The organism is Streptomyces sp. NPDC002884, assembly GCF_040295245.1.
In the GTDB taxonomy this organism is placed as follows: domain Bacteria; phylum Actinomycetota; class Actinomycetes; order Streptomycetales; family Streptomycetaceae; genus Streptomyces.
The window spans coordinates 87,532-106,510 of the sequence record NZ_JBEOVB010000032.1 but is presented as its reverse complement, the minus strand read 5'-3'; the positions used below and the strand labels follow the sequence as shown (position 1 = coordinate 106,510).

The window sequence follows — 18,979 nt, the reverse complement described above, 5'->3', positions numbered from 1 at the left end:
GGTCCCGGAAGCCCGGGTCCACGCGGCCGCGCGAGCAGCACAGGCCGACGGCTTCATCCGCCGTCTGCCCGCCGGGTATCACACCCCCGTCCGCACGGTGAGCCGGGCACCGGCTCCAGGCCGTTCGCGGCATTCCCGGACGCCTCCGGCATGGCGGCCCCGGCCGCGGCGTTCACCGCCGCCGAGGCCCCTGTGCCCTCTGTCGCGCAGGGGTTCCAGCCCTGGCCGACGGCAGCCCGCCTCGTCCGCGGCCGCGGACAGGGAGCTGCCGTCGGCGCACAGCGTGCCGACGCGGGTAGTGCCGGGCCCTGCGTCAGAAGGTCAGGTTCCAGGCGTCGATCTTGCCTGTGTCGGAGGCGGCGTTGTCGTTGACGCGCAGTTGCCAGGTGCCGTTCGCGACCTCGGAGGAGGCGTTCACGGTGTAGGTCTGGGCGATGTTGTCGGCGCTGCCGCCGGTGTGGTTGTGCAGCGTGTAGACGGTGCCGTCCGGCGCCACCAGGTCGACCTTCAGGTCACCGATGTAGGTGTGCTTGATGTCCACACCGACCTTGAGGGTGGCCGGGGCGTTGCCGGTCACGCCGGTCACGGCGATCGGGCTCTCCACGGTTGCGTTGTCGTTGACGGCGAAGTCCGCGAGGTTCTCGAAGTACTTGCCGGGCGGCGGGGTGGTCCCGACGGCCTTGAGGGCGTCGACCTGTCCTTCGCCGAAGAACGAGTTACTGGCCGTCGTGCCCGTGCAGCGGCTGTCCGAGGGGCAGGCGATGTCGTTGGCCTGGGCGGCCAGCTTGGCGCGGATCTGCGCCGGGGTGATGCCCGGTTCGGTGCTGGCGATGAGTGCCGCCACGCCGACCACGTGCGGGGTGGCCATCGAGGTGCCGCTCTTGCTGCCGTAGCCGCCGCCGGGGACGGTGGAGTACACGTTGCTGCCCGGCGCCGCGACGTCGATGACGCCCTGCCCGTAGTTGGAGAACGAGGCCTTGGTGACGCCCGTGCCGTTGGCCGCGACCGTGACCACGCCCGGCAGCTCGGTCGGGATGTCGAGGCAGGCGTTGGTGATGGTGCGGGTGACCGGCGTCGAGTCGTTCGGGCTCGCGGAGTCGGTCGTCTTGTGGGCGAGGTCGTAGTTCTCGTTGCCCGCCGCGGCGATCTGGAGGGAGCCCTTGCCCTCGGCGTACTCCTGGGCGCGCTTGACGCCCTCGATGATGGCGGCCTGGTCGATGTTGTCCGGGCAGTTGAACTGCCACGGGTCCGTGTAATAGCTGTTGTTGGTGACCTTGAAGCCGTGGTCACCGGCCCAGACGAAGCCGCAGATGGTGTTCTCGGCGAAGAAGAAGGCGTTGCCCGGCTCGGCGACCCGGACCGCGGCGATCGTCACGCCGGGGGCCACGCCGACGACGCCCTTGCCGTTCTTGGCCGCGGCGACGGTGCCCGCCACGTGGGTGCCGTGCGTGTCGACGTCCCGCCAGGCCCCGGCACGGGTGTCGGGCTTGCCGTAGGCGCAGGAGACCGAGTCGGCCGCGTCGAAGTTGGGCGCCAGGTCCTGGTGCCGGTCGTCCACACCGGTGTCCAGGATGCCGACCTTGACCGAGGCGGAGCCCGGGTTCACGGCCCAGGCCTGGTCGGCCTTGATCTGGCTCATGTCGGCCCGGACCGGTTCGCCGGCCGGGGTCGAGGCCTGGGCCGGATCGGCCGGGAGCGCCGGGTTGTAGGCGTCGGCCGGGACGTCCGAGGTGCGCGTGGCGCCGACCTGCTGCACGCCGGCGACGCCGCGCATGGTGGCGGCGAACCCGCTGGACGCCGAGTGGGCGACGATCACGCCGATGGCGTCGAAGTTCGAGAAGACGGTGCCGCCGTTGGCCGCGATCGCGGAACGGACCGCCGAACTGTCACCGGGGGCGGTGATCACGAGGTAGGCACGCGTGCCGGCCACCCAGGTCGCACTCAGGGCAGCCGGCACGGCGGCCGGAGCGTGGGCCTTGGCGGCCGACGCGGCGGAGGGGGCGACGGGGAGCGTGCCCGCGAGGGCGCCCGGGGCGCCGAACGCGAGGACGGCGCCGAGCGTGGCCGCCAGCACCAGCGTGCGTCTGGATCGGCCGGATATGGGGGGTATCAATGCGTCCTCCGGAGACGGCCCCGCCGCGCCGAGGGCACCGGCGGGGCCGTACGAAACGAATGGTGGATGCAAGATGTCAGGTGCATGCTCCTGTGCGGAAGTACCTTTCCGCACAGGGATGTCACAGGAGCATGGCTGAAAAGAGACGCACTCCGGGAATCCGGGGGGCGAGATCCCTCGGGAGCCCGGCGACGCCGACCGCGCCCTGGCATACGCCGCCGACCTGGCGCCGGCCGTGCTGCCCGCACCAGAGTTCCGGACCCGACCTGAGACGCTCCCCGGCCATCGCCGCCCTTGAGGCCGTTCTGCACGAAGGCCTGCGGCCCGCATCCGCATCACCTACGACGGACCCACCACCGTCACCGATCCCCTCGTCCCCGGCGCCCGAGACCAGTACGCGACCGTCGTCCTCGCCCGGATCAGCGCCGGCACCTGGCTGTAGCCCGCCCCGAGCGGCCCCGCCCCCAACTCCCCGCCGACGTCGATGAGATGACCGCGCCCAACATCCACGGAACCTACCTGCCCGCGCTCAAGACCCACCTGCCGCTCGGCCGACCCGAGCACTCGACCAGCAACCAGCAACTAGCAGCCAGCAACCAGCACGATCGGCGCGGGGCCGGCATCCACCGCGGCAAGGGCGGTATCGGCTCGGTCGACTCGTCCCGGCATCTGCCCGTCCCCGGCATCGGAGTTGCCGGGGACGGGCCCTACCGGGCCGCCGCTTTTCCGGTGCTGTTCATGGGCTGCAGTGGGCCCTGCTTCGATGCCTCCGGTTGCCGCAGATCCTCGGCCAGCTCCGGCTGTCAGTGCCGCCGGTTAGCCTTGCCCGCTCGGAACAACTGAGGGAGAGCCGGGCCAAGTGCTCACATCGCGTATGCCGGACCGATGGATCTTCAGCCAGGGCGACTTCACGTCACGCGCGGCGCTGCACGAGCGATACGGCGGCTCGCGGATGGCAGGAATCGCTCCCACGAACAAGAGCACCCATATCTTCCTGTTCGGTTTCCAGCACGCACCCAGCAGCGGATGGCGAGACGACGGCTTCTACTACTACGCCGGCGCCTCCGACCTCAGCACCGGAGACTGGGAGTCCAACCCCGCAAACAAGGCGATCGAAACGGCCTGGAGCCGCGGTCGGCGTCTGCAGATCCTCGAGGCCCCCGCGGTCCGGCGCGATCGGCTGTGGCGGTTCGTCGACTCCTTCATGCTGGAGGACATCGCCGGAGAACTCACCGTTCCCCACCACCCTGACAGACCACCGGCCCGCCACCCGCTGTTCCGCCTGCGCAGCATCGACAGCGTCACCCACCGGCCAGGACAGCTCCTGCCACCTGGCGATCCCCGATACGTGGACGTACGCCGCGTTGAACGCTGCGACCTGCTGTGCCGCGAAGCCCGGGAGTCCCCCCTGGCCCACGAACGGCCCGAGACCAGACTGTCCAAAGCCTTCGAACGCTACGTGATGAGCCAGGGCTACGCCGTCCACCGACTCGGTATCCGGCACACCGCAGGCTGCTCCCCGATGCTCACCGACACGTGGATCGCGCACCTCAATCTGCTCATCGAGGCCAAGGCCGGCCCAAACACCACCGACGACGTCCGCATGGCCATCGGGCAGCTTGCCCACTACACCCGCCACACCCCCGGTGTCCTGCGCAAGGCCGTCCTCCTGCCCGCCAAACCCGACCGAGAACTCAGGGAGCTCGTCCGTGACATGGGCGCCGACACCATCTGGCCGGACGGCAACACATGGTGTACCACGGGCCTGTGGAGCGACCTCATCGGCCTGACGAGGCACGCCGCACATTGAGCAGCGGTCCGTCCTGCCATCCGCCGTAGCGCATCCCCAGCAGGTGCTGACACGGCACGACGCGTGACCATCTGTCCTTGATGGCCTTGTGGTCCCCTGGCGGCCGCCCGGCGGGGCACTCGGCCGGGGCAGCGTGGCGACAACCGCAAGGTCGAGCTGCTGACCGAGCTCACCGACCCGGTGCGGGCGGTCTTCGGCTCCCGGGGCGGGCGGCGCAGCCCCAGGCTGCCTCCCCGGTCGGTTCAGCGTCTGGAGTCCACCATCGCGACGATGGCCGCCGACACCGACCGGCAGCTTGCTGCCGCCACCCCGGCGTCCTGACAGCACCAGCGTCTGGTCGCCGCCTTGCTCGACGGCGACTCGACCGATGAAGGCGCCACCCCGCGGTCCTCATGTGGACGCTGCCCGCCAACAGGCGCGCCCGCCCCGGGCTGTGCCGTCAGCCGGATGCCTGCCAAGTGGTGGTGAACAGCGCGCATTCGAGCAGGTCGGGTGATGCGCCGAACGGCCAGCTGTCACCAGCTGGCACCGGCGGCCAGCTGATGGGTGGTGGCGTGCAGGAAGCAGAGGTAGACCCGTAGCGGTGGGACGACCAGGTCCCGTCCGCCCACACTCGGGCGGCAACGGAGCCGTCCGGGTCGTGGCCGCTGGCCCAGTCCACTGCGGCGGCCGTCCTGCGCAGGTGACGGGACAGGACACGGTCAAGGATGAGCGGTCGCGGGCGGCAGGCGGTGCCGGCGAAGTAGAGGAACCCAGCGACTGCACGGCGGCATCGGCCAGCAGCGACGCGGCCATCTCCCGGTCCACCGCATTCATGGCCGCCCAGGCAGCCCCAGCGGACCTCCGGGACCGTCAGGCCGAGTGGCGCGAGCAGGAACGGCGCCGCGAGGCCGCCCGCATCGCGGCGGAGGCAGAGCTGGCTCGGGAAGCCGAGGGCGCCGAACTCACCGACCGGTGAGGGTTGGACCGCTACGGCCCGGCGTCCGGAGCCGGAGCAGCCTCGTCGCTGGGCTTCGCGCGAGCCGGAGCACGTCCACGACGCGCAGATGGAAGACCGCCGTCGTCTCGACATGCCCGTGGCGCGGTCCCAAGCCGAGGAGTCCCACCGCGCGAGCCCCGGCCAGGGCTCGCGCCGAGAAGCGCAACCGCCGCCGAGGCTGAACCGGCATGGGGCCAACCCTCATGACTCCTCGGCGTCCTGGGCCCGGAGGTGGTCGTCGGCTACCGCGAGGGCATGGAGGGCCAGCTCCGCGCCCTCGGCCTGGGCACCGGGCCAAGGCGTGCGTGTCCTGGTCGAGCCTCAGACCCCCGCGGCCTCGCCGGCCGGCCGTGTCGTGCCGAACTCGGCGGCGGCGAGGACAGAGTCCAGTCGGGCTCGCGTGGCGGCAAGGTCCCGCATGTGATCGTCGAGGCGGTTCCGCTCCGCGCGAAGCCGGGCGATCATCTCCGGGCCGGCGATACCGGTGTGCACGCACGGCAGGAACTCCACGATCGTCCGGCTGCTCAGCCCGGCGGCGTAGAGGAGCTGGATCCACCGCACTCGCTCCACGGTGTCCGGACTGTAGAGGCGCTGCCCGCCTGCGCTGCGGCTCGACGCGATGAGCTGCTGCTGCTCGTAGTAGCGCAGCGCCCGCGTGCTCACTCCCGCGGCCGATGCCACCTCGCCGATACGCATCCCGTCGCTCCCTCTGTTCCACATGCCGCTGGGTCCCGGTTGCCGCCGGGCCGTCCCGTGGTTCGTCACCAGACTTGCCTTTGACGTCAACGTCAACTTTTACACTCTGGCAGCCGGCCATCAACACCGGCGGAACCGACCATGACGGAGTAGGACCTCATGAGCACTGACGACACCACACCCGACGGCCTCATCCCCGCCGCCATCCTCGCCTCGGACACGCCGGTCGCGGTATATGGATACGCCCGGGCCAAGGCGGGCGAGGAGGGCCGGATGCTGGGCGAGATCCAGGCGATCATCGGCCTCACCCGCAAGGAGGACGGATGCGAGCAGTACGTGGTGCACACCGCGCCGGACCAGTCGGGCGCCTTCGCCTTCTACGAGCGCTGGTCCTCCGGCGCCCACCTGCTGGCGCACGTGTCGCAGCCGTTCATGCAGGCGTACTTCGCCGCCATCGCAGGGCTGGTCGAGGGGGAGTTGGAGGCCCACTGGCTGCACCCCCTCTCCTGACCCACAGCACACGGCCGGACCCACGGCACACGGGGCCGGCCGCATCCGGCGATCGCCGTCCGCCGTTGCGCGGCATGCGGGCCGCCGGAATCGGCGTGGAGGTCGGGGACCGTCACATTGACCGGCCGTTCCTCCCGCACTGACACGTCCGGGGCCGTCGATACCGGCCCCGGACGCAGCACCAGCACACCGCACAGAGCACGGCCTGGAGATCGTCAAAGCTGTTGCCGAGGACCTCGTCGTCGAGCAGCAGACGGTCGGTAAACGCGTCATGGCCCGCATCCCCTGCTCGGCACGTCGGTACGTCGGCAGCGAGTTCGGGGCGCTCCGTCTGACGGGCGGAAGCGGCGTGGCCCCGGGGGATCCGCGTCGGCCGGTTTGGGGCGGTGTCGCAAGGGAGGTGCCACGGGTAGTCCGGTGCCGTGCGGGTACCCGCGGCCGGGAGCCCGCCGCCGGTGGGCGTACGCCGGAAGCGTCCGTCAGGAAAGTGGGAGAAGACATTGGGGTTGCGCGAGTCGGGTTTCGCACTGGCTTCCCGGTACTCCGCCCGGATACTGGCCGGCCGGTACCGCCTGGACGCGCTCATCGGTTCGGGTGGTGCCGCGGACGTCCATCGTGGTTTCGACTTGAAGCTGCGTCGGCCGGTGGCAGTCAAACTCTTCCGGCCCGACACCGGGTTCGACACGGAGGAAGCCCTTCTGAGTGAGGCCATGATCCTGGCCCGGTTGCAGCATCCCGGACTGGTGACCGCCTATGACGCAGGACGGCACGACGGTGACGCCTATCTGGTGATGCAACTGATCGAAGGCCACACCCTCAAGGCGCGCATCGCCGAGGGCCCCCTGTCTCCCGGAGCCACCGCCACGGTCGGCGCCGGTCTCGCCGATGCCCTGGCCCACGCGCACGAGGCGGGAATCGTCCACCGCGACGTCAAGCCGTCCAACGTCATCCTGGACGCATCCGGTCGTGCCCACCTCACCGACTTCGGTATATCCCGGCTGCTCGATGCCACCACACGCACCGCCACCGCCACCGGCACCCTCGTCGGCACGGCGGCCTATCTCTCGCCCGAACAGGTCCTGGGCCGGCCCGTCGGACGGCCGTCCGACGTCTACGCCCTGGGGCTGGTACTCCTCGAATGCCTCACCGGCAGGCTCGAGTACGACGGCGGTCCCCTGGAAGCGGCGATAGCGCGGCTTCACCGCGCGCCCCGCCTCCCGGACTTCCTCCCCACGGAACTCGCCGCCCTGTTGCGGGACATGACCGCCCTGGACGAGCAGACACGCCCCACGGCACCCGACTGCGCCCGGACACTGACCCTCCTGTCCACCGGCACGGACCTCACGGGCCTCACGGGCCTCGGGTCCCGCCTGCCCGCAGGCCGTGTCACGAGCATCGTCGCGGGCCGGCAGCCTGCCGAGGGCACCACCGGTACCCGCAGGGAGCCGCTGCCCGCCCCGGAGCGGCCCCTGGCCGAAGCGGCCCCCGGAGCCGCTTCGGCACCTGCTCGCGTCCGGAGCCGCGTCCTGATGGCCGGGGCAACTGCCGCACTCACCGCCGCCATGGCCGCCACCCTCGCCGTCGCCGACGGTTCCTCGCGGCAGGGCGCCGAGAACAAGGCGGCCTCTCCCGCCGGCGGTCCGGCCGTGACTTCCCCTTCCTCCGGCACCTCACAAGGCGGCGACGGCAGCTCCGGCACATCACCGGTGCCACAGCCGTCCGTCGGCCGCACCAGCTCCGCCCCCGCGCACAGCGTCCGCCCGCTACCGGGAAACCTCACCCCGGCACCCGGCACCGCCGCCGACACCGCAGCGCGCCCCGGAACCAGGGCCGCGAGCGGACCGCCCGGTCAGGCAAAGAAGGAGGCGACCACGGGTCAGGGCAGCGCACGGAGCGCGGAAAAGGCGACGAAGAAAAAGAAGCGGTAACCGCCCACCGGCGCGCCTCCCGGAGGGATGCTCCGGGAGGCGCTGCACGCGCCGGCGGCCGGGTAGGTGTGGGAGTCCACTGTGTTGGTCGGCCTGAAGCAGGGGCGGCAGTGCACAGGCCGGAGACGATTCGGCCGCCCGGTCGTCGAGGCGCGGCGCGCTCTCCTGCACCGCCGGGGTCCGGGAGGATCCGAAGTCCGCTGAAGCGAAGCGATCTCTGGTTCGCTGAAGCCGGGGCGTGCTGTCCGGTGACGCGGAACGGAGGTGCCCGGAGCCGTCAATCCTGACGATCGTCAAGGTCCGGGGTTGCCGTTCGGCTCGGGTTCCCGGCTGTTCCCGCTTCTACGTTCGGGCTCATGGAAAGAGAACCGCGAAGGAAAGCCCGAGCCGGTCGGCTGCTCGGCGCGTCGGCCGTCCTGTTCGTGGGGGCGGGAGTTGTCACGTGGCTGTCCCCAGGTGGGCTGGGCGAGGCTGGTGCTGTCGAGGTCACGGGGGGTGCTTCGGCGTCCGCGTACCGTTCGGTGGCCGGGGCGGTGGCGGACGCACCGTCGTGGCTGGGCCCGCTCCTGGAAACGGCCACCGAGGGCACTTTGGTGATCCTCGCCATGCTGCTGGTCCGGATGGGGTGGACGGCAATCCGCCGCAAAGACCCACGGGAGGCCGCCGGATCCGTCCTGACCTGTCTCGGAACCGTCGCGGCCTATGCGGTGAGCGAAGCGCTGAAGCTCGTCGTGGACGAGGAGCGTCCTTGCCGTGCGTTACGCGCAGGCGCCGAATCCGTCGCGGAATGCCCCGGGGCGGGGGACTGGTCCTTCCCGAGCAACCACGCCACCCTGGCCGCCGGGCTGGCCGTCGGTCTTGCCGTGCTGCGGCCCCGCCTCGCCGCCGTCACGCTGCCGCTGGCCGGGGCTGCCGCGCTGCTGCGTGTGCTGACGGGGGTTCATTACCCGCACGATGTGCTCGCCGGCGCAACGCTCGGCGGCGCTGTCGTGGCGGCGGTGCTGCTCGCGTTCATGCCCCTTGCCCAGGGGGCGGCATCACGGCTGGGAAGGGGAAGGCGGCGGCGCGATGATCCCGGCCTCGTGGGCCACGACCGCGGCAGCGGCCCGGTTGTCGACGCCCAGCCTCGCCAGGATGGAACTCACGTGGGCTTTGACCGTTCCCTCCACCACGTGGAGCCGCCGGGCGATCTGCCCGTTGGACAGGCCGCTTCCGAGGAAGGCCAGTACCTCTCTTTCCCGGGCGGTGAGGGCGTCGACCTGGCGGCGGGCGGCGGAGCGCCGGCCGGCCAGGGTGCCGGCTCCCGTCGCGGCGAGGTGCGCGATGACCCGGGCCGCGACCCTCGGTGACAGGTAGGCGGCGCCTTCGGCCACCGCACGGACTCCGGCGATCAGTTCCTCGGGTTCGCCCGATTTGATCAGGAAGCCTGCGGCACCACCGCCGAGTGCCTGGAGGATGTAGTCGTCCTCGCCGAAGGTCGTCAGCATGATGACGCTCGTGGCCGGCACCGCTCTGCGGATCTCCGCCGCCGCGTCGATGCCGTTGATCCCCGGCATGCGGATGTCGAGGACCGCCACCGCGGGGCGGTGGCGCCGCACCTGGTCCACGGCGTCGTGCCCGTCGACGGCCTCGGCGACGACTTCGATGTCCGGATCCGTGGCCAGGACGGCCCGCACCCCTGCGCGGATCATCGGCTCGTCGTCGGCGATCAGCACCCGGATCATCGGGCGCTCACGGGGCGATCGTGTCCAGGGACACCAGGGTGTCCTTCCGGAAGCAGAGCTGATAGGCGTCGCCGGACCGGTCGTCGAACCGGTCGGCCGTCATCGCGTAGTACTCGCACGTCGTGCCGTCTCTCGTCGGCTCGGCCGTCAGTGGCCGATGGTTCGTCTGCCGGTCCGGCAGGAGGCGCTCCACCTCGGAACGATCTTGTCCTACATGCAGGCGGGCATAGTCGCGTGGGTCCAGGACCGACTGTGACGCCGTCATCATCTCCCAGCCCGTGAGAGCTCCGCTCAGCACAGCTCCTGTCACGAGGGGCACCATGACGGCGGCGACCAGGGCCCGGCCGACCCGGCGCCGAGCGCGGCGATGTTCCTGCGGCAAGCCGTCACCGCGAGAGGCCGAGGGGGCAAGCGGCGGCAGCGGCGGCGAGGGTGCCGACGGGGGTGTGTGCGGGATACGCGCGACGACTGCGTAGCCTCCGTCGCGCGGGCCGTGGTCGAACGAACCGCCGCTCAACCGCATACGTTCCTCGAGACCGACAAGGCCGCGCCCTCCGCACCGAGGCCGGGACCGCGGGCCGGCCGCGGACGAGGGCGGGCCGTTCGCCACGACGACCCTCGTTTCTGTTGCCGTGTGCGTCACGTGGACAGTGGCGGTCGCGCCGGACGCGTGCTTGGCGACGTTGGTCAGGGCTTCCTGCACGACCCGGTGCGCTGCCCGTTCGACCGCGGGCGGCACATCGTCCGCCTCGCCGCCGATGCGCAGTTCCACCGTGAGGCCGGCCGCGGAAGCCTCGGAAGTCAGGCTCGTGAGGCTGGAGTCGGGGGCCATGGGCGTTGCGCCGGTCTCCTCACGCAGGACACCGATCACCTCGCCGAGACGCTCCACAGCGGCCGCGGCTCTGGCTCGGATGTCCCCCGCGGCCCGCTGGTGGTGCTCTTCGAGGTCCGGCGCGAGTTTGAGCGCGCCGGCCGACAGGGCGATCAGGCTGAGGTCATGGCCGAGCACGTCATGCATGTCCTGGGCGATACGTGCCCGCTCACGCAGTCGGGCTTGGTCGGCGATCAGTTGCTGCTCACGGTGGAGCTGATCGGCACGCTCCCACCCGGCCCGGACAAGCTGCCGGTACTGGCACCAGAACCGGCCCGCGAACCAGGGCAGCATCGTGGCGGCAACCACCACGGTCACGAAGCGGCCGGCCAGGGGGAGCCAGGCAGGAACGACGGACAGGGCCACGACACCGGCCGCGAGGATCGCGACCAGGGCGAGAGCCGTCGGCGCCGTCCGTCCGGGCTGCCGTCCTGCCAGGAACGCGGCGACGGCGGTCGGGACAGCCCACCACGGGTTCATCACGCTCAGAGCGGCGACCACCGCGGTAGCCGCTGTGAGGATGGTTCCAGGATCAAGTGCCCGCCGTGGAAAGGCGGTTCCGGTCGCGATCGCCGCCTCACGATTGATCATTTCGCTCTCCACGGAGGTGACGGTACGGACACCGGGCACCGTCCCACCACTGCCGAAAGTCCAGTTTGCGCCGGTGACCGGCAAGCACCGGGCGCCGAGGCGTCCGTACAGGGTTCCTGCCGCCCCGCGAGAGGCTTCTTGTCTCCCCGCGTAGCGCGAGGGCTGCCGTCGGGGCCCATCAGGCCCGGGCCCCTGGCTCTGGGTGCGGGGGAGGGGCGGTCGGCCTGGCGAGGGAACGCCTGGCCGTGCCCGCCTGGGCGTGCCCGCCTACTTGGCGGGTGCCTGTCGGCTGTGGTCCCTGACCGACTTCTCGATGGTGTGCGCCCACGCGGTGAACATGTCGACCTGGTCGGGGGTCAGATCGCGCACGGAGATCTCCTCCAGGACGCGCCACATGTCGGCGATGGGCTCCCGCAGGGCACGGCCGGCGTCGGTGAGGCTGACCACCATGACCCGCCGGTCGTGGGGAGCGGGCTCCCGGGTGAGCAGTCCGGCCTCCTGCATGCGGCGCAGCGACTTGGAGACGGTGGAGTGGTCAAGGCCGACATGTTCCAGCAGTTGCGCCTGTGTCTGCCCGTCGCGGTCGAAGAGCTGCATCAGCAGCAGTTCCTGTCCCGGGTGCAGGTTCAGGGCGCGCAGCATCGCGGCGGCGTGGCCGCGGTGGGCGCGGGCGAGCTGGAAGATGGCATAGCTCAGTCGCCCGTCGCGCGCCGTGCTCGGCAGCTCAGATGCGGTGGTGTCGGACATTTTTCGCTCCCTGCCCACAAGATGGGGGTGATCGGTCAGTTGACGGTGAGGACGATCTTGCCGCGGTTGTGGCCGGCATCGCTGGCCTGCTGCGCCTTCGCTGCTTCTGCCAGCGGGTAGGTGGCGCTGAGCGTGGTCACCAGTGTGCCGTCGGCGGCCTGCCGGGCCAGTTCGGCCAGCCTCGCGGCGGAGCGGCGCTGCGGGCCCTCCGCGAAGACGACGCCGAGTTCGCGGGCGCGGAAGTCGGCGGTGGTGACGATCCGGTCGGTGCCGCCGCGCAAGGTGATGGAGTCCTCCAGCGCGCCCTTGCCCGCGGCGTCGAAGACGGCGTCCACCCCTTGGGGGGCGAGCTCGCGGACCCGCTCGACCAGGTTGTCCCCGTAGACCAGCGCGGTCGCGCCGAGCGAGGTGACGTACTCCTGGTTGGCGGCTCCGGCCGTGCCGATCACGCGGGCGCCGCGTGCGACGGCGAGCTGGACGGCGATGGTGCCGAGCGCGCCGGACGCTCCGTGGATCAGCAGCGTCTCGCCCGAGGTGACGCCGAGCAGGTCCAGCACGCGTTCGGCACCGTCGCTCGCCACGGGCAGGGCTGCGGCGTGTGTCCAGTCCAGACCGGCCGGCTTGGGCGCGAGGACGGCCGCGGGCGCCAGGGCGTACTGGGCGTAGGAGCCGGTGTCGGACCAGCCCAGGATCTCGTCCCCCACCTTCAGGTCGTCGACGTCCTCGCCGACGGCGTCGACGACACCGGCGATCTCCCCGCCGGGGACGGCGGGCAGCGTGGTCGGGAAGACGGCCTCCATGACACCGGAGCGGATCTTGCCGTCCACCGGGTTGACGCCGACAGCCTGGACACGCACACGGACCTGGCCCGAGCCGGGCTGAGGAATGTCGATCTCCGCCTCGTGCAGAACCTCGGTGCCGCCGAACGTGTCGAAAACGATGGCCTTCATCACGGTGCTCTCCTCGGATGGGGTTGGTGCGCCGACCACTTCCGTGGCTAGCCATATAAAAGTAACACCGATTGCGTGGCTAGCCAAGTAATTGCTTGGAGGGGGTCTCGGAGGCGCGGCGTCCTGGTGCTGCCGTGCCAGTGACATCCCTCACGTGCCCGGTCCCCGTCAACGTGTCGCGGTAGTACGTGGCGGGTGGTCGACATAGGCGGATCTGGCGTACGGAAGCAGGCATACGCGGCACCTCGGCCGGGGTCGCCGGCCCGGGTCACCGGCCTCGAGCCGCCGGACCGCCTCTGCCGTCCTTCTGACGGAGTGTGAGGCGCCGTCGGCGTCCGGCGCGGCGGCCCGGCACGATCCCGGGCCGGATTCAAGGGGTGCCCTCACCTACTAGGCGAGGTAGTGGAAGCGCCCGTTGCCATGCCCTCATGCGTCTTTTAACAATGACGGCCCCACAAGGCGTCCCCGCAGGTCAAGCGCAGTGTCTGTGCGAAACCGAGCCCGCCGGAGGCGCCAGGACAGTCGACCGAACGAGGTCCGTATGAGGAACCACCGGAAGCACCGCAGGAAGACGCACCGCCGCCCCATAGCAGTCGCCGTCCTGGCGATGAGTGCGGTGGCGGTGCCGTCGGCCGCCATGGCGTGCATCGGCGACGGAGGAGTCGAGGCCGTCACCGCCACGTCCGGCAGTCCCTGGACGGACGGGACGAAGGCGTCCTGGAACGGACACCGGACGGACGGGAGGAAGACGTCCTGGGACGGGCACCGGGGGCGGGACGTCCGGACCGCGAAGCCCACGGCGACGGCTTCACCCTCGGCCTCGCCGACGACCTCTCCCGGGACCGCGGCGCCCGCCCCGGAGAAGCCCAAGGCGCCCGTCTCGAAGACGACCACCCCGCCCGCCCCGACGAGGACCACCGCCGCGCCGAAGCCGACCGCCGTGCCCCCCTCGACGGCGACCGCCGCGCCGAAGCCGCCCGCCGCCACGGCCCCCGCCGCCGGCACGGCGACCCCCGCCGTCGCCCGGGTGGTCGCCCTGGTCAACAGCGAGCGCGCCAAGGTCGGTTGCTCCCCGGTCACCTTGAACGCGAAGCTCTCGCAGGCCGCCCAGGCCCACAGCGCGGACATGGCGAGTCACAACACCATGTCCCACACCGGTTCCGACGGGTCCGACCCGGGACAGCGGATCACGCGCGCGGGCTACCTCTGGAGCACCTACGGCGAGAACGTCGCGTACGGGTACTCCACGCCCGAGCAGGTGATGGCGGGCTGGATGGCCAGCGCCGGTCACAAGCGCAACATCCTGGACTGCGGCTTCAAGGAGATCGGTGTGGGGGTGGCGCAGCCCGGCAACTACTGGACGCAGGACTTCGGCACGGCCCGCTGACGCTCCCGGAGTCCACGCCCGTGACGGCCCGCCGACCATCACGCCGACCGCGGCCGCGGCCGCCCCGCTCGCTCCGGAGCGGCGGCGGCCGGGGCCGAGCGGGCCAAGGGTCAGCGGACCTCGGCGCCCAGGGCGATGTCGAAGCCGGCGCCGTTGCGTGCCAGGCCCACCAGGAGGATGCCGGTCCATTCGAGGGCGTGGGTCATCTCGAGCCCTCCCGCGTCGAGGGCCCGCATGTCCAAGCTCTCCAGAAACGCCGCGACACGTGCCTTCGCCTCGGCGCTGTCGCCGGCGATGAACGCATCCAGGGGCCTGTCCTCGGCGAGGACGCCGCGGAAGATCGAATTGAATGCCTTCACGACGTGTGCGCCCTCGGGGGCGACGGCGGCGATCTGCTGGGACACCGAGTCGCCCGCCGTGGTCACGAGTCCGCTTACGTCGGCGTCGAACGGGTTGGTGATGTCGACGAGGATTTTGCCGGCCAGCGCGTCGCCGTAGTGCGCGACCACTTCGGCCGCGCCGGTGTACAGGACGGCCACGATGACGATGTCGCCCACCGGCCTTGCGCCGAAGGTGCCGACGGTGGCTCCGTCGCCGATCTGGTCGGCGAGTGCCTGAGCCTTGGCGGGGTTGCGGCTCATGAACTCGATGGTGTGGCCGTGCTTCGCCGCCCGGGTGCCGATGGCGGTGGCCATGTTGCCCGAGCCGATGATGCTGATGGTGGTCATGACGTGGGTTCCCTCGTTGTGTATGGATCAGTTGGCCGTGGGGTTCTTGCCGGCGTGCTGGGCCTGGGTGCCGATGGTTCGCCGGCGCCCAGGTGTCGGATCGGCCCGCTGACGACCTGGTCGACGGGTTCGGTCCGGCCGGTCTCGTGGTGGGGCCGGGTGCCGCCGCGGATCAGGGCACGGCAGATGACGGCACCCGCCCATAAGGCGCCCACGGCCCACCAACAGCCGCCGGCCCGGTCCTTCGCCGAGCCCCGTCGGGCCGGCGTCCGGCCGCGCGGTGCCGACGACCAGCAGCGACGCGCTCAGATCACCGTGGTGCCGCCGTCGGCAACCAGCTCCATGCCATTGACGTAGCTCGAGTCGTCCGAGGCGAGGAACAACGCGACCGACGCGATCTCTTCGGGGCGGCCCATCTCTCGCCGCGGGATCACGGATTCGAACCGCGCCTTCATCTGCTCGTCCATCACCTCCTCCAGGATCGGCGTGGCGACCTGGCCGGGGGTCGGCACGTTCACCCGGATCCTCCTGTCCCTCAACTCGGACACCCATACCCGTGCGTAGGCGGGCAGCACGGCCTTGCTCGCCGCGTACGCACTCCAATCGGGGTAGCCCCGGAGTGACGCGTTCGACCCGGTCATGAAGATCGAGCCTCCGTCGTTGAGCAGCGGCAGCGCCTTCTGGACCGTGAACAGCGTGCCGCGCGCGTTCAGCGAGAATGCGGCATCGAACTGCTCCTCGGTGATCTCGCCGAGCCTGCCCTGCTCGCCCGTCCCGGCACTTGCCCACAACACGTCGAGCGTGCCCTTTTCCCGCCTGACCGTCTCGAACAAACGGTCCAGGTCATCGAGGTCGGCCGCATCGCCCTGTACGCCGGTCACGTTCCGGCCGATGAGCCTGACGGCTTCGTCCAGCGCGTCCTTGCGCCGGCCCGAGATGAAGACGTGAGCTCCCTCGTCGACGAACAACTTCGCACCGGCCAGCGCCATCCCGCTCGTCGCGCCGGTGATCACCGCAACCTTGCCATCGAGCTTTCCCACGACCACTCCGTTCACCTGCCGTGCCGATGTTAAGTACACCGAGCTGCGTACTTAACGTATAGATCAGTCGCTCGGGGCGCAAGCTATGCACACCGATCGGTACCCCAGTGGGCTAGGCTGGGCGTATGACGGAGTTGGAGAAGGGGCCGCGAGGCATGCGCCGCGGCAGGGGTGCACGAGAGCGCATCGTCAGTGCGTCACAGCAACTGTTCCGCGACCAAGGCATCAACGGCACCGGCATGGACCAGCTCTGCGCGGTGGCCGAGGTGTCCAAGCGCACGCTCTACCAGCACTTCGGCGGCAAGGACGAGCTGATCGCCGAAGGCCTGCGCCGGTTCGATCCCGACATCCTGCCCGAAGTGTTCGACCGCACCGACCTCACACCTCGCGAACGGCTCCTCGCGGCGTTCGACGTGCACGCGCCGCTGTGCCCTTTCATCGCGGCGGCCGTCGAGATCCCCGACCCGGGCCACCCGGCACGGGTATACGCCCGCGACTACAAAAAAGCCTTTGCCGCCCGGCTCACCGATGCCGCCCGCGAGGCCGGCGCCACCGACCCCGAACAGCTCGGCGAGCAACTGGCGCTGCTCCTGGACGGCGCCTCGGCCCGCAGCCGAGTCCTCGACACCGACGCGTTCGCCACCGCCGCCGCCATCGCGGCCGTCCTCGTCGACAGCGCCATCGCCACGGCAGCGGCACCGGCCGGCGCAGGCGCTGTCGAGCAGCACGGCCAGGACGACGACGCCGGCCGGGGCGGGGCCCGACGTTCCGGCCGGGGCGCCGTTGCCGAGCACCCTGGTCAGGGCCACGTCCTTGACCCCGTCACGGAGCAGCTGTGATCGCTTCAGGGAGCGGGGCGTGGCCGCCTACCGACGGTCGAGCCACGCCCGGTACGCGGCCACGGCGGTCGGTAGCGTCGGGAACATCAGGTCCTCGCCGACCGTGTCCGTGAGGCCGTACGCCTCCAGGTCGTCCAGCAGGTCCTGTTTCACCCGGGCGAGGGCGAACACGATGCCGCGGCGGGTCAGTTCGCGACGCAGCTCGTCGACCGCGTCGAGGGCGGTGATGTCGACCTCGACGTTCGCCTCGGTGTTGAGGACGAACCAGCGTACGGAGTCGGTCTGTTCGTCGACTGCGGTCAGGGCGCGGTGCCGGAAGTCCTCCGCGTTGGCGAAGAACAGCGGCGAGTCGTAGCGGTAGACGAGGAGCCCGGGGATCGTCCGGGCCTGCGGATAGTCGTCGACGTCGTGCATGCCGGCGACACCGGGGACCAGGCCCTCGACGGCGTCGTGCGGACGCGCCACCCGGGTCAGCAGCTCGGCCACCGACAGGCCGACGGCCACGATCACCCCGTACAGGATGTCGAGGGTGAGTACGCCGACGAGGCAGCCGAGCGCGAGGAGCAGCTCCCGGCGGCGGAAGTGGGCCAGCCGCCGGAAGCCGGCGAGGTCGATCATGCGGACCGCCGCGTAGACGACGAGTGCGCCGAGAACGGCGGACGGAGTGCGCGCCAGCAGCGGGCTCAGGAAAAGCAGTACGGCGAGCACCACCGCTCCGGCCACCAGCGAGTACGCCTGACTGCGGGCGCCCGCCGAGGAGGCGAGCGCGGTGCGGCTGGCGCTGCTGCTCACCGGGAAGCCGTGCAGCGCACCGGCGCCCAGATTGGCCGCGCCCAGGGCGAGGAACTCCTGGTCGGCGTCGAGCCCGGGGCCTTCGTCGTCGCGGTCGGCGAACGCCCGCGCGGTGAGGATGAAGTCGGTGTAGGCGACCAGCAGCACGCCGAGCGCGGGCAGCACGAGGTCCGGCAGCTCGCTCAGGTCCGGGACGGCGAGGCTCGGCAGACCGGCCGGAACCTCTCCGATCACCTTCAGCCCGTACCGCCCGTCGAGGTCGAGGACCGCGACGGCGGCGGTCCCGAGGACGAAGGCGACCAGCGGGCCGGGCACGGCGGGGGCGTAACGGGCCGTCACGAAGAGGAACACGAGGACGACGGCGGAGAAGACGACGGTCGCCGGGTCCGCGTCGGGCAGGTGGACGAGGAAGGACCACACCTGGGGGAAGAACTCCGCGCCCGTCGTCCGCACCCCGGTGAGCTTGGGCAGCTGATCCACCATCATGATGAGCGCCACGCCCGCGAGATAGCCGATCAGGACGGGGCGGGACAGCAGATCCGCGAGGAAGCCCAGCCGCACCGCCCGGGCGACCAGGCAGAGCAGTCCGACCGTGACCGCGAGAGCCGCCGCGAGCGACGCGTAGCGCCCGGCGTCCCCGGCGGCGAGCGGTGCGACCACGGCGGCCGTCATGAGGGCGGTCGTGGACTCGGGGCCGACCGACAGCAGCCGTGAGGAACCGAACACCGCGTACAGCGCGAGGGCCGGGAGGATCGCCCACAGACCGGTGACCGGCGGCAGCCCGGCGACGTCCGCGTAGGCCATGACCTGCGGCACCAGATAGGCGGCCACGGTCAGCCCGGCGAGCAGATCGCCCGTGAGCCAGGCGCGCCGGTAACCGAGGAGCGCGACGAGACCGGGCACCGGCCGGCCCCACTTCGGGACGTGTCTGTCCGAGTCTCGGGACATCTGCCGCCTTCCGCCGTCTGCCCTCATGATCCACCGGCCGCCGGAGCTACGGCGAGAGCCCGCGTGCCCGGCGTGCCGCACTCGACCCAACGGCCATGGCGAACAGGGCCGTTCGGCCCCATGGCCGCGGACCTTCGGCATGCGTCGCCGGCCTGTGCGCGCGGCCACAGTACGAGGTGTCAGGCATCGACCCGTTCTCCCGCGAAGGGAGCCGCGACCACCGAGCTGCCCTTCGTCCGCGACCACGGCCGGCCGCGCCGACTGCCGACGGCGCGGTGGGCCCGTCACCCGGCCCGCCGCGCCGAGCCGTGCGGGGCCGGTCGGCC

At 71.3% G+C, this 18,979-nt stretch carries 17 protein-coding genes and 1 pseudogene; 8 read left to right on the top strand and 10 right to left on the bottom strand.

Annotated elements, in window-relative coordinates; translation table 11 throughout:
- Positions 1–313: 313 nt before the first annotated feature.
- Entirely contained in the window at positions 314–2,074 is a 1,761-nt protein-coding gene (locus ABT070_RS37780) for a S8 family peptidase (RefSeq protein ID WP_351767440.1), read from the bottom strand.
- Between the two features lie 528 nt (positions 2,075–2,602).
- Here ABT070_RS37780 and ABT070_RS37775 point away from each other — a divergent pair.
- Positions 2,603–2,956, top strand: coding sequence for a hypothetical protein (locus ABT070_RS37775; protein ID WP_351767430.1), 354 nt, complete (start codon positions 2,603–2,605; stop codon positions 2,954–2,956).
- Positions 2,957–2,972: 16 nt separating this feature from the next.
- A complete protein-coding gene (locus ABT070_RS37770) occupies positions 2,973–3,923 on the top strand; it encodes an SRA domain-containing endonuclease (protein ID WP_351767429.1) in 951 nt (316 codons plus the stop codon).
- A gap of 439 nt (positions 3,924–4,362) precedes the next feature.
- Here ABT070_RS37770 and ABT070_RS37765 read toward each other — a convergent pair whose 3' ends face one another.
- Positions 4,363–4,617 carry a hypothetical protein gene (locus tag ABT070_RS37765; protein ID WP_351767439.1) on the bottom strand — a complete coding sequence of 85 codons (255 nt, stop codon included), beginning with the start codon at positions 4,615–4,617 and terminating at the stop codon, positions 4,363–4,365.
- On the opposite strand from ABT070_RS37765, the gene ABT070_RS37760 reads away from it, so the two are divergent.
- A complete protein-coding gene (locus tag ABT070_RS37760; RefSeq protein WP_351767441.1) occupies positions 4,564–4,881 on the top strand; it encodes a hypothetical protein in 318 nt (105 codons plus the stop codon). The two genes, ABT070_RS37765 and ABT070_RS37760, sit on opposite strands and share 54 nt — an antisense overlap.
- A 342-nt stretch (positions 4,882–5,223) precedes the next feature.
- Here the strand turns inward: ABT070_RS37760 and ABT070_RS37755 are convergent, their stop codons facing one another.
- The gene (locus ABT070_RS37755; protein ID WP_351767428.1) at positions 5,224–5,598 is read right to left on the bottom strand and encodes a MerR family transcriptional regulator; all 375 of its coding nucleotides are present in this window, start codon (positions 5,596–5,598) and stop codon (positions 5,224–5,226) included.
- Between the two features lie 159 nt (positions 5,599–5,757).
- On the opposite strand from ABT070_RS37755, the gene ABT070_RS37750 reads away from it, so the two are divergent.
- The 3 genes and pseudogenes from ABT070_RS37750 to ABT070_RS37740 all read left to right on the top strand — a co-directional run.
- Positions 5,758–6,108 carry a putative quinol monooxygenase gene (locus tag ABT070_RS37750; protein WP_351767427.1) on the top strand — a complete coding sequence of 117 codons (351 nt, stop codon included), beginning with the start codon at positions 5,758–5,760 and terminating at the stop codon, positions 6,106–6,108.
- A 455-nt stretch (positions 6,109–6,563) separates the two neighbouring features.
- Positions 6,564–8,036, top strand: coding sequence for a serine/threonine-protein kinase (locus ABT070_RS37745; RefSeq protein ID WP_351767426.1), 1,473 nt, complete (start codon positions 6,564–6,566; stop codon positions 8,034–8,036).
- A 356-nt stretch (positions 8,037–8,392) separates the two neighbouring features.
- Positions 8,393–9,121: pseudogene (locus tag ABT070_RS37740) on the top strand (phosphatase PAP2 family protein); the annotation flags it as partial.
- Here the strand turns inward: ABT070_RS37740 and ABT070_RS37735 are convergent.
- The 4 genes from ABT070_RS37735 to ABT070_RS37720 form a co-directional block, all read right to left on the bottom strand.
- On the bottom strand, positions 9,074–9,760 hold the full coding sequence (locus ABT070_RS37735) for a response regulator (RefSeq protein ID WP_351767425.1): 687 nt from the start codon (positions 9,758–9,760) through the stop codon (positions 9,074–9,076). The pseudogene ABT070_RS37740 and the gene ABT070_RS37735 overlap by 48 nt on opposite strands.
- A 7-nt stretch (positions 9,761–9,767) precedes the next feature.
- On the bottom strand, positions 9,768–11,222 hold the full coding sequence (locus ABT070_RS37730; protein WP_351767424.1) for a sensor histidine kinase: 1,455 nt from the start codon (positions 11,220–11,222) through the stop codon (positions 9,768–9,770).
- A gap of 267 nt (positions 11,223–11,489) precedes the next feature.
- The gene (locus ABT070_RS37725; protein ID WP_351767423.1) at positions 11,490–11,969 is read right to left on the bottom strand and encodes a MarR family winged helix-turn-helix transcriptional regulator; all 480 of its coding nucleotides are present in this window, start codon (positions 11,967–11,969) and stop codon (positions 11,490–11,492) included.
- A gap of 35 nt (positions 11,970–12,004) precedes the next feature.
- The gene (locus ABT070_RS37720; RefSeq protein ID WP_351767422.1) at positions 12,005–12,919 is read right to left on the bottom strand and encodes an NADP-dependent oxidoreductase; all 915 of its coding nucleotides are present in this window, start codon (positions 12,917–12,919) and stop codon (positions 12,005–12,007) included.
- Between the two features lie 541 nt (positions 12,920–13,460).
- On the opposite strand from ABT070_RS37720, the gene ABT070_RS37715 reads away from it, so the two are divergent.
- Complete coding sequence (locus tag ABT070_RS37715) at positions 13,461–14,306, top strand: CAP domain-containing protein (RefSeq protein WP_351767421.1); 846 nt, start codon at positions 13,461–13,463, stop codon at positions 14,304–14,306.
- Between the two features lie 110 nt (positions 14,307–14,416).
- Here the strand turns inward: ABT070_RS37715 and ABT070_RS37710 are convergent, their stop codons facing one another.
- Entirely contained in the window at positions 14,417–15,034 is a 618-nt protein-coding gene (locus ABT070_RS37710) for an NADPH-dependent F420 reductase (protein WP_351767420.1), read from the bottom strand.
- A 305-nt stretch (positions 15,035–15,339) separates the two neighbouring features.
- On the bottom strand, positions 15,340–16,074 hold the full coding sequence (locus ABT070_RS37705) for an SDR family NAD(P)-dependent oxidoreductase (protein WP_351767419.1): 735 nt from the start codon (positions 16,072–16,074) through the stop codon (positions 15,340–15,342).
- A gap of 125 nt (positions 16,075–16,199) precedes the next feature.
- On the opposite strand from ABT070_RS37705, the gene ABT070_RS37700 reads away from it, so the two are divergent.
- Positions 16,200–16,913 carry a TetR/AcrR family transcriptional regulator gene (locus tag ABT070_RS37700; RefSeq protein WP_351767418.1) on the top strand — a complete coding sequence of 238 codons (714 nt, stop codon included), beginning with the start codon at positions 16,200–16,202 and terminating at the stop codon, positions 16,911–16,913.
- Between the two features lie 27 nt (positions 16,914–16,940).
- Here ABT070_RS37700 and ABT070_RS37695 read toward each other — a convergent pair whose 3' ends face one another.
- Positions 16,941–18,653 (bottom strand): SulP family inorganic anion transporter, encoded by a 1,713-nt coding sequence (locus tag ABT070_RS37695; protein WP_351767417.1) that lies wholly within the window; start codon positions 18,651–18,653, stop codon positions 16,941–16,943.
- Positions 18,654–18,979: the final 326 nt, after the last annotated feature.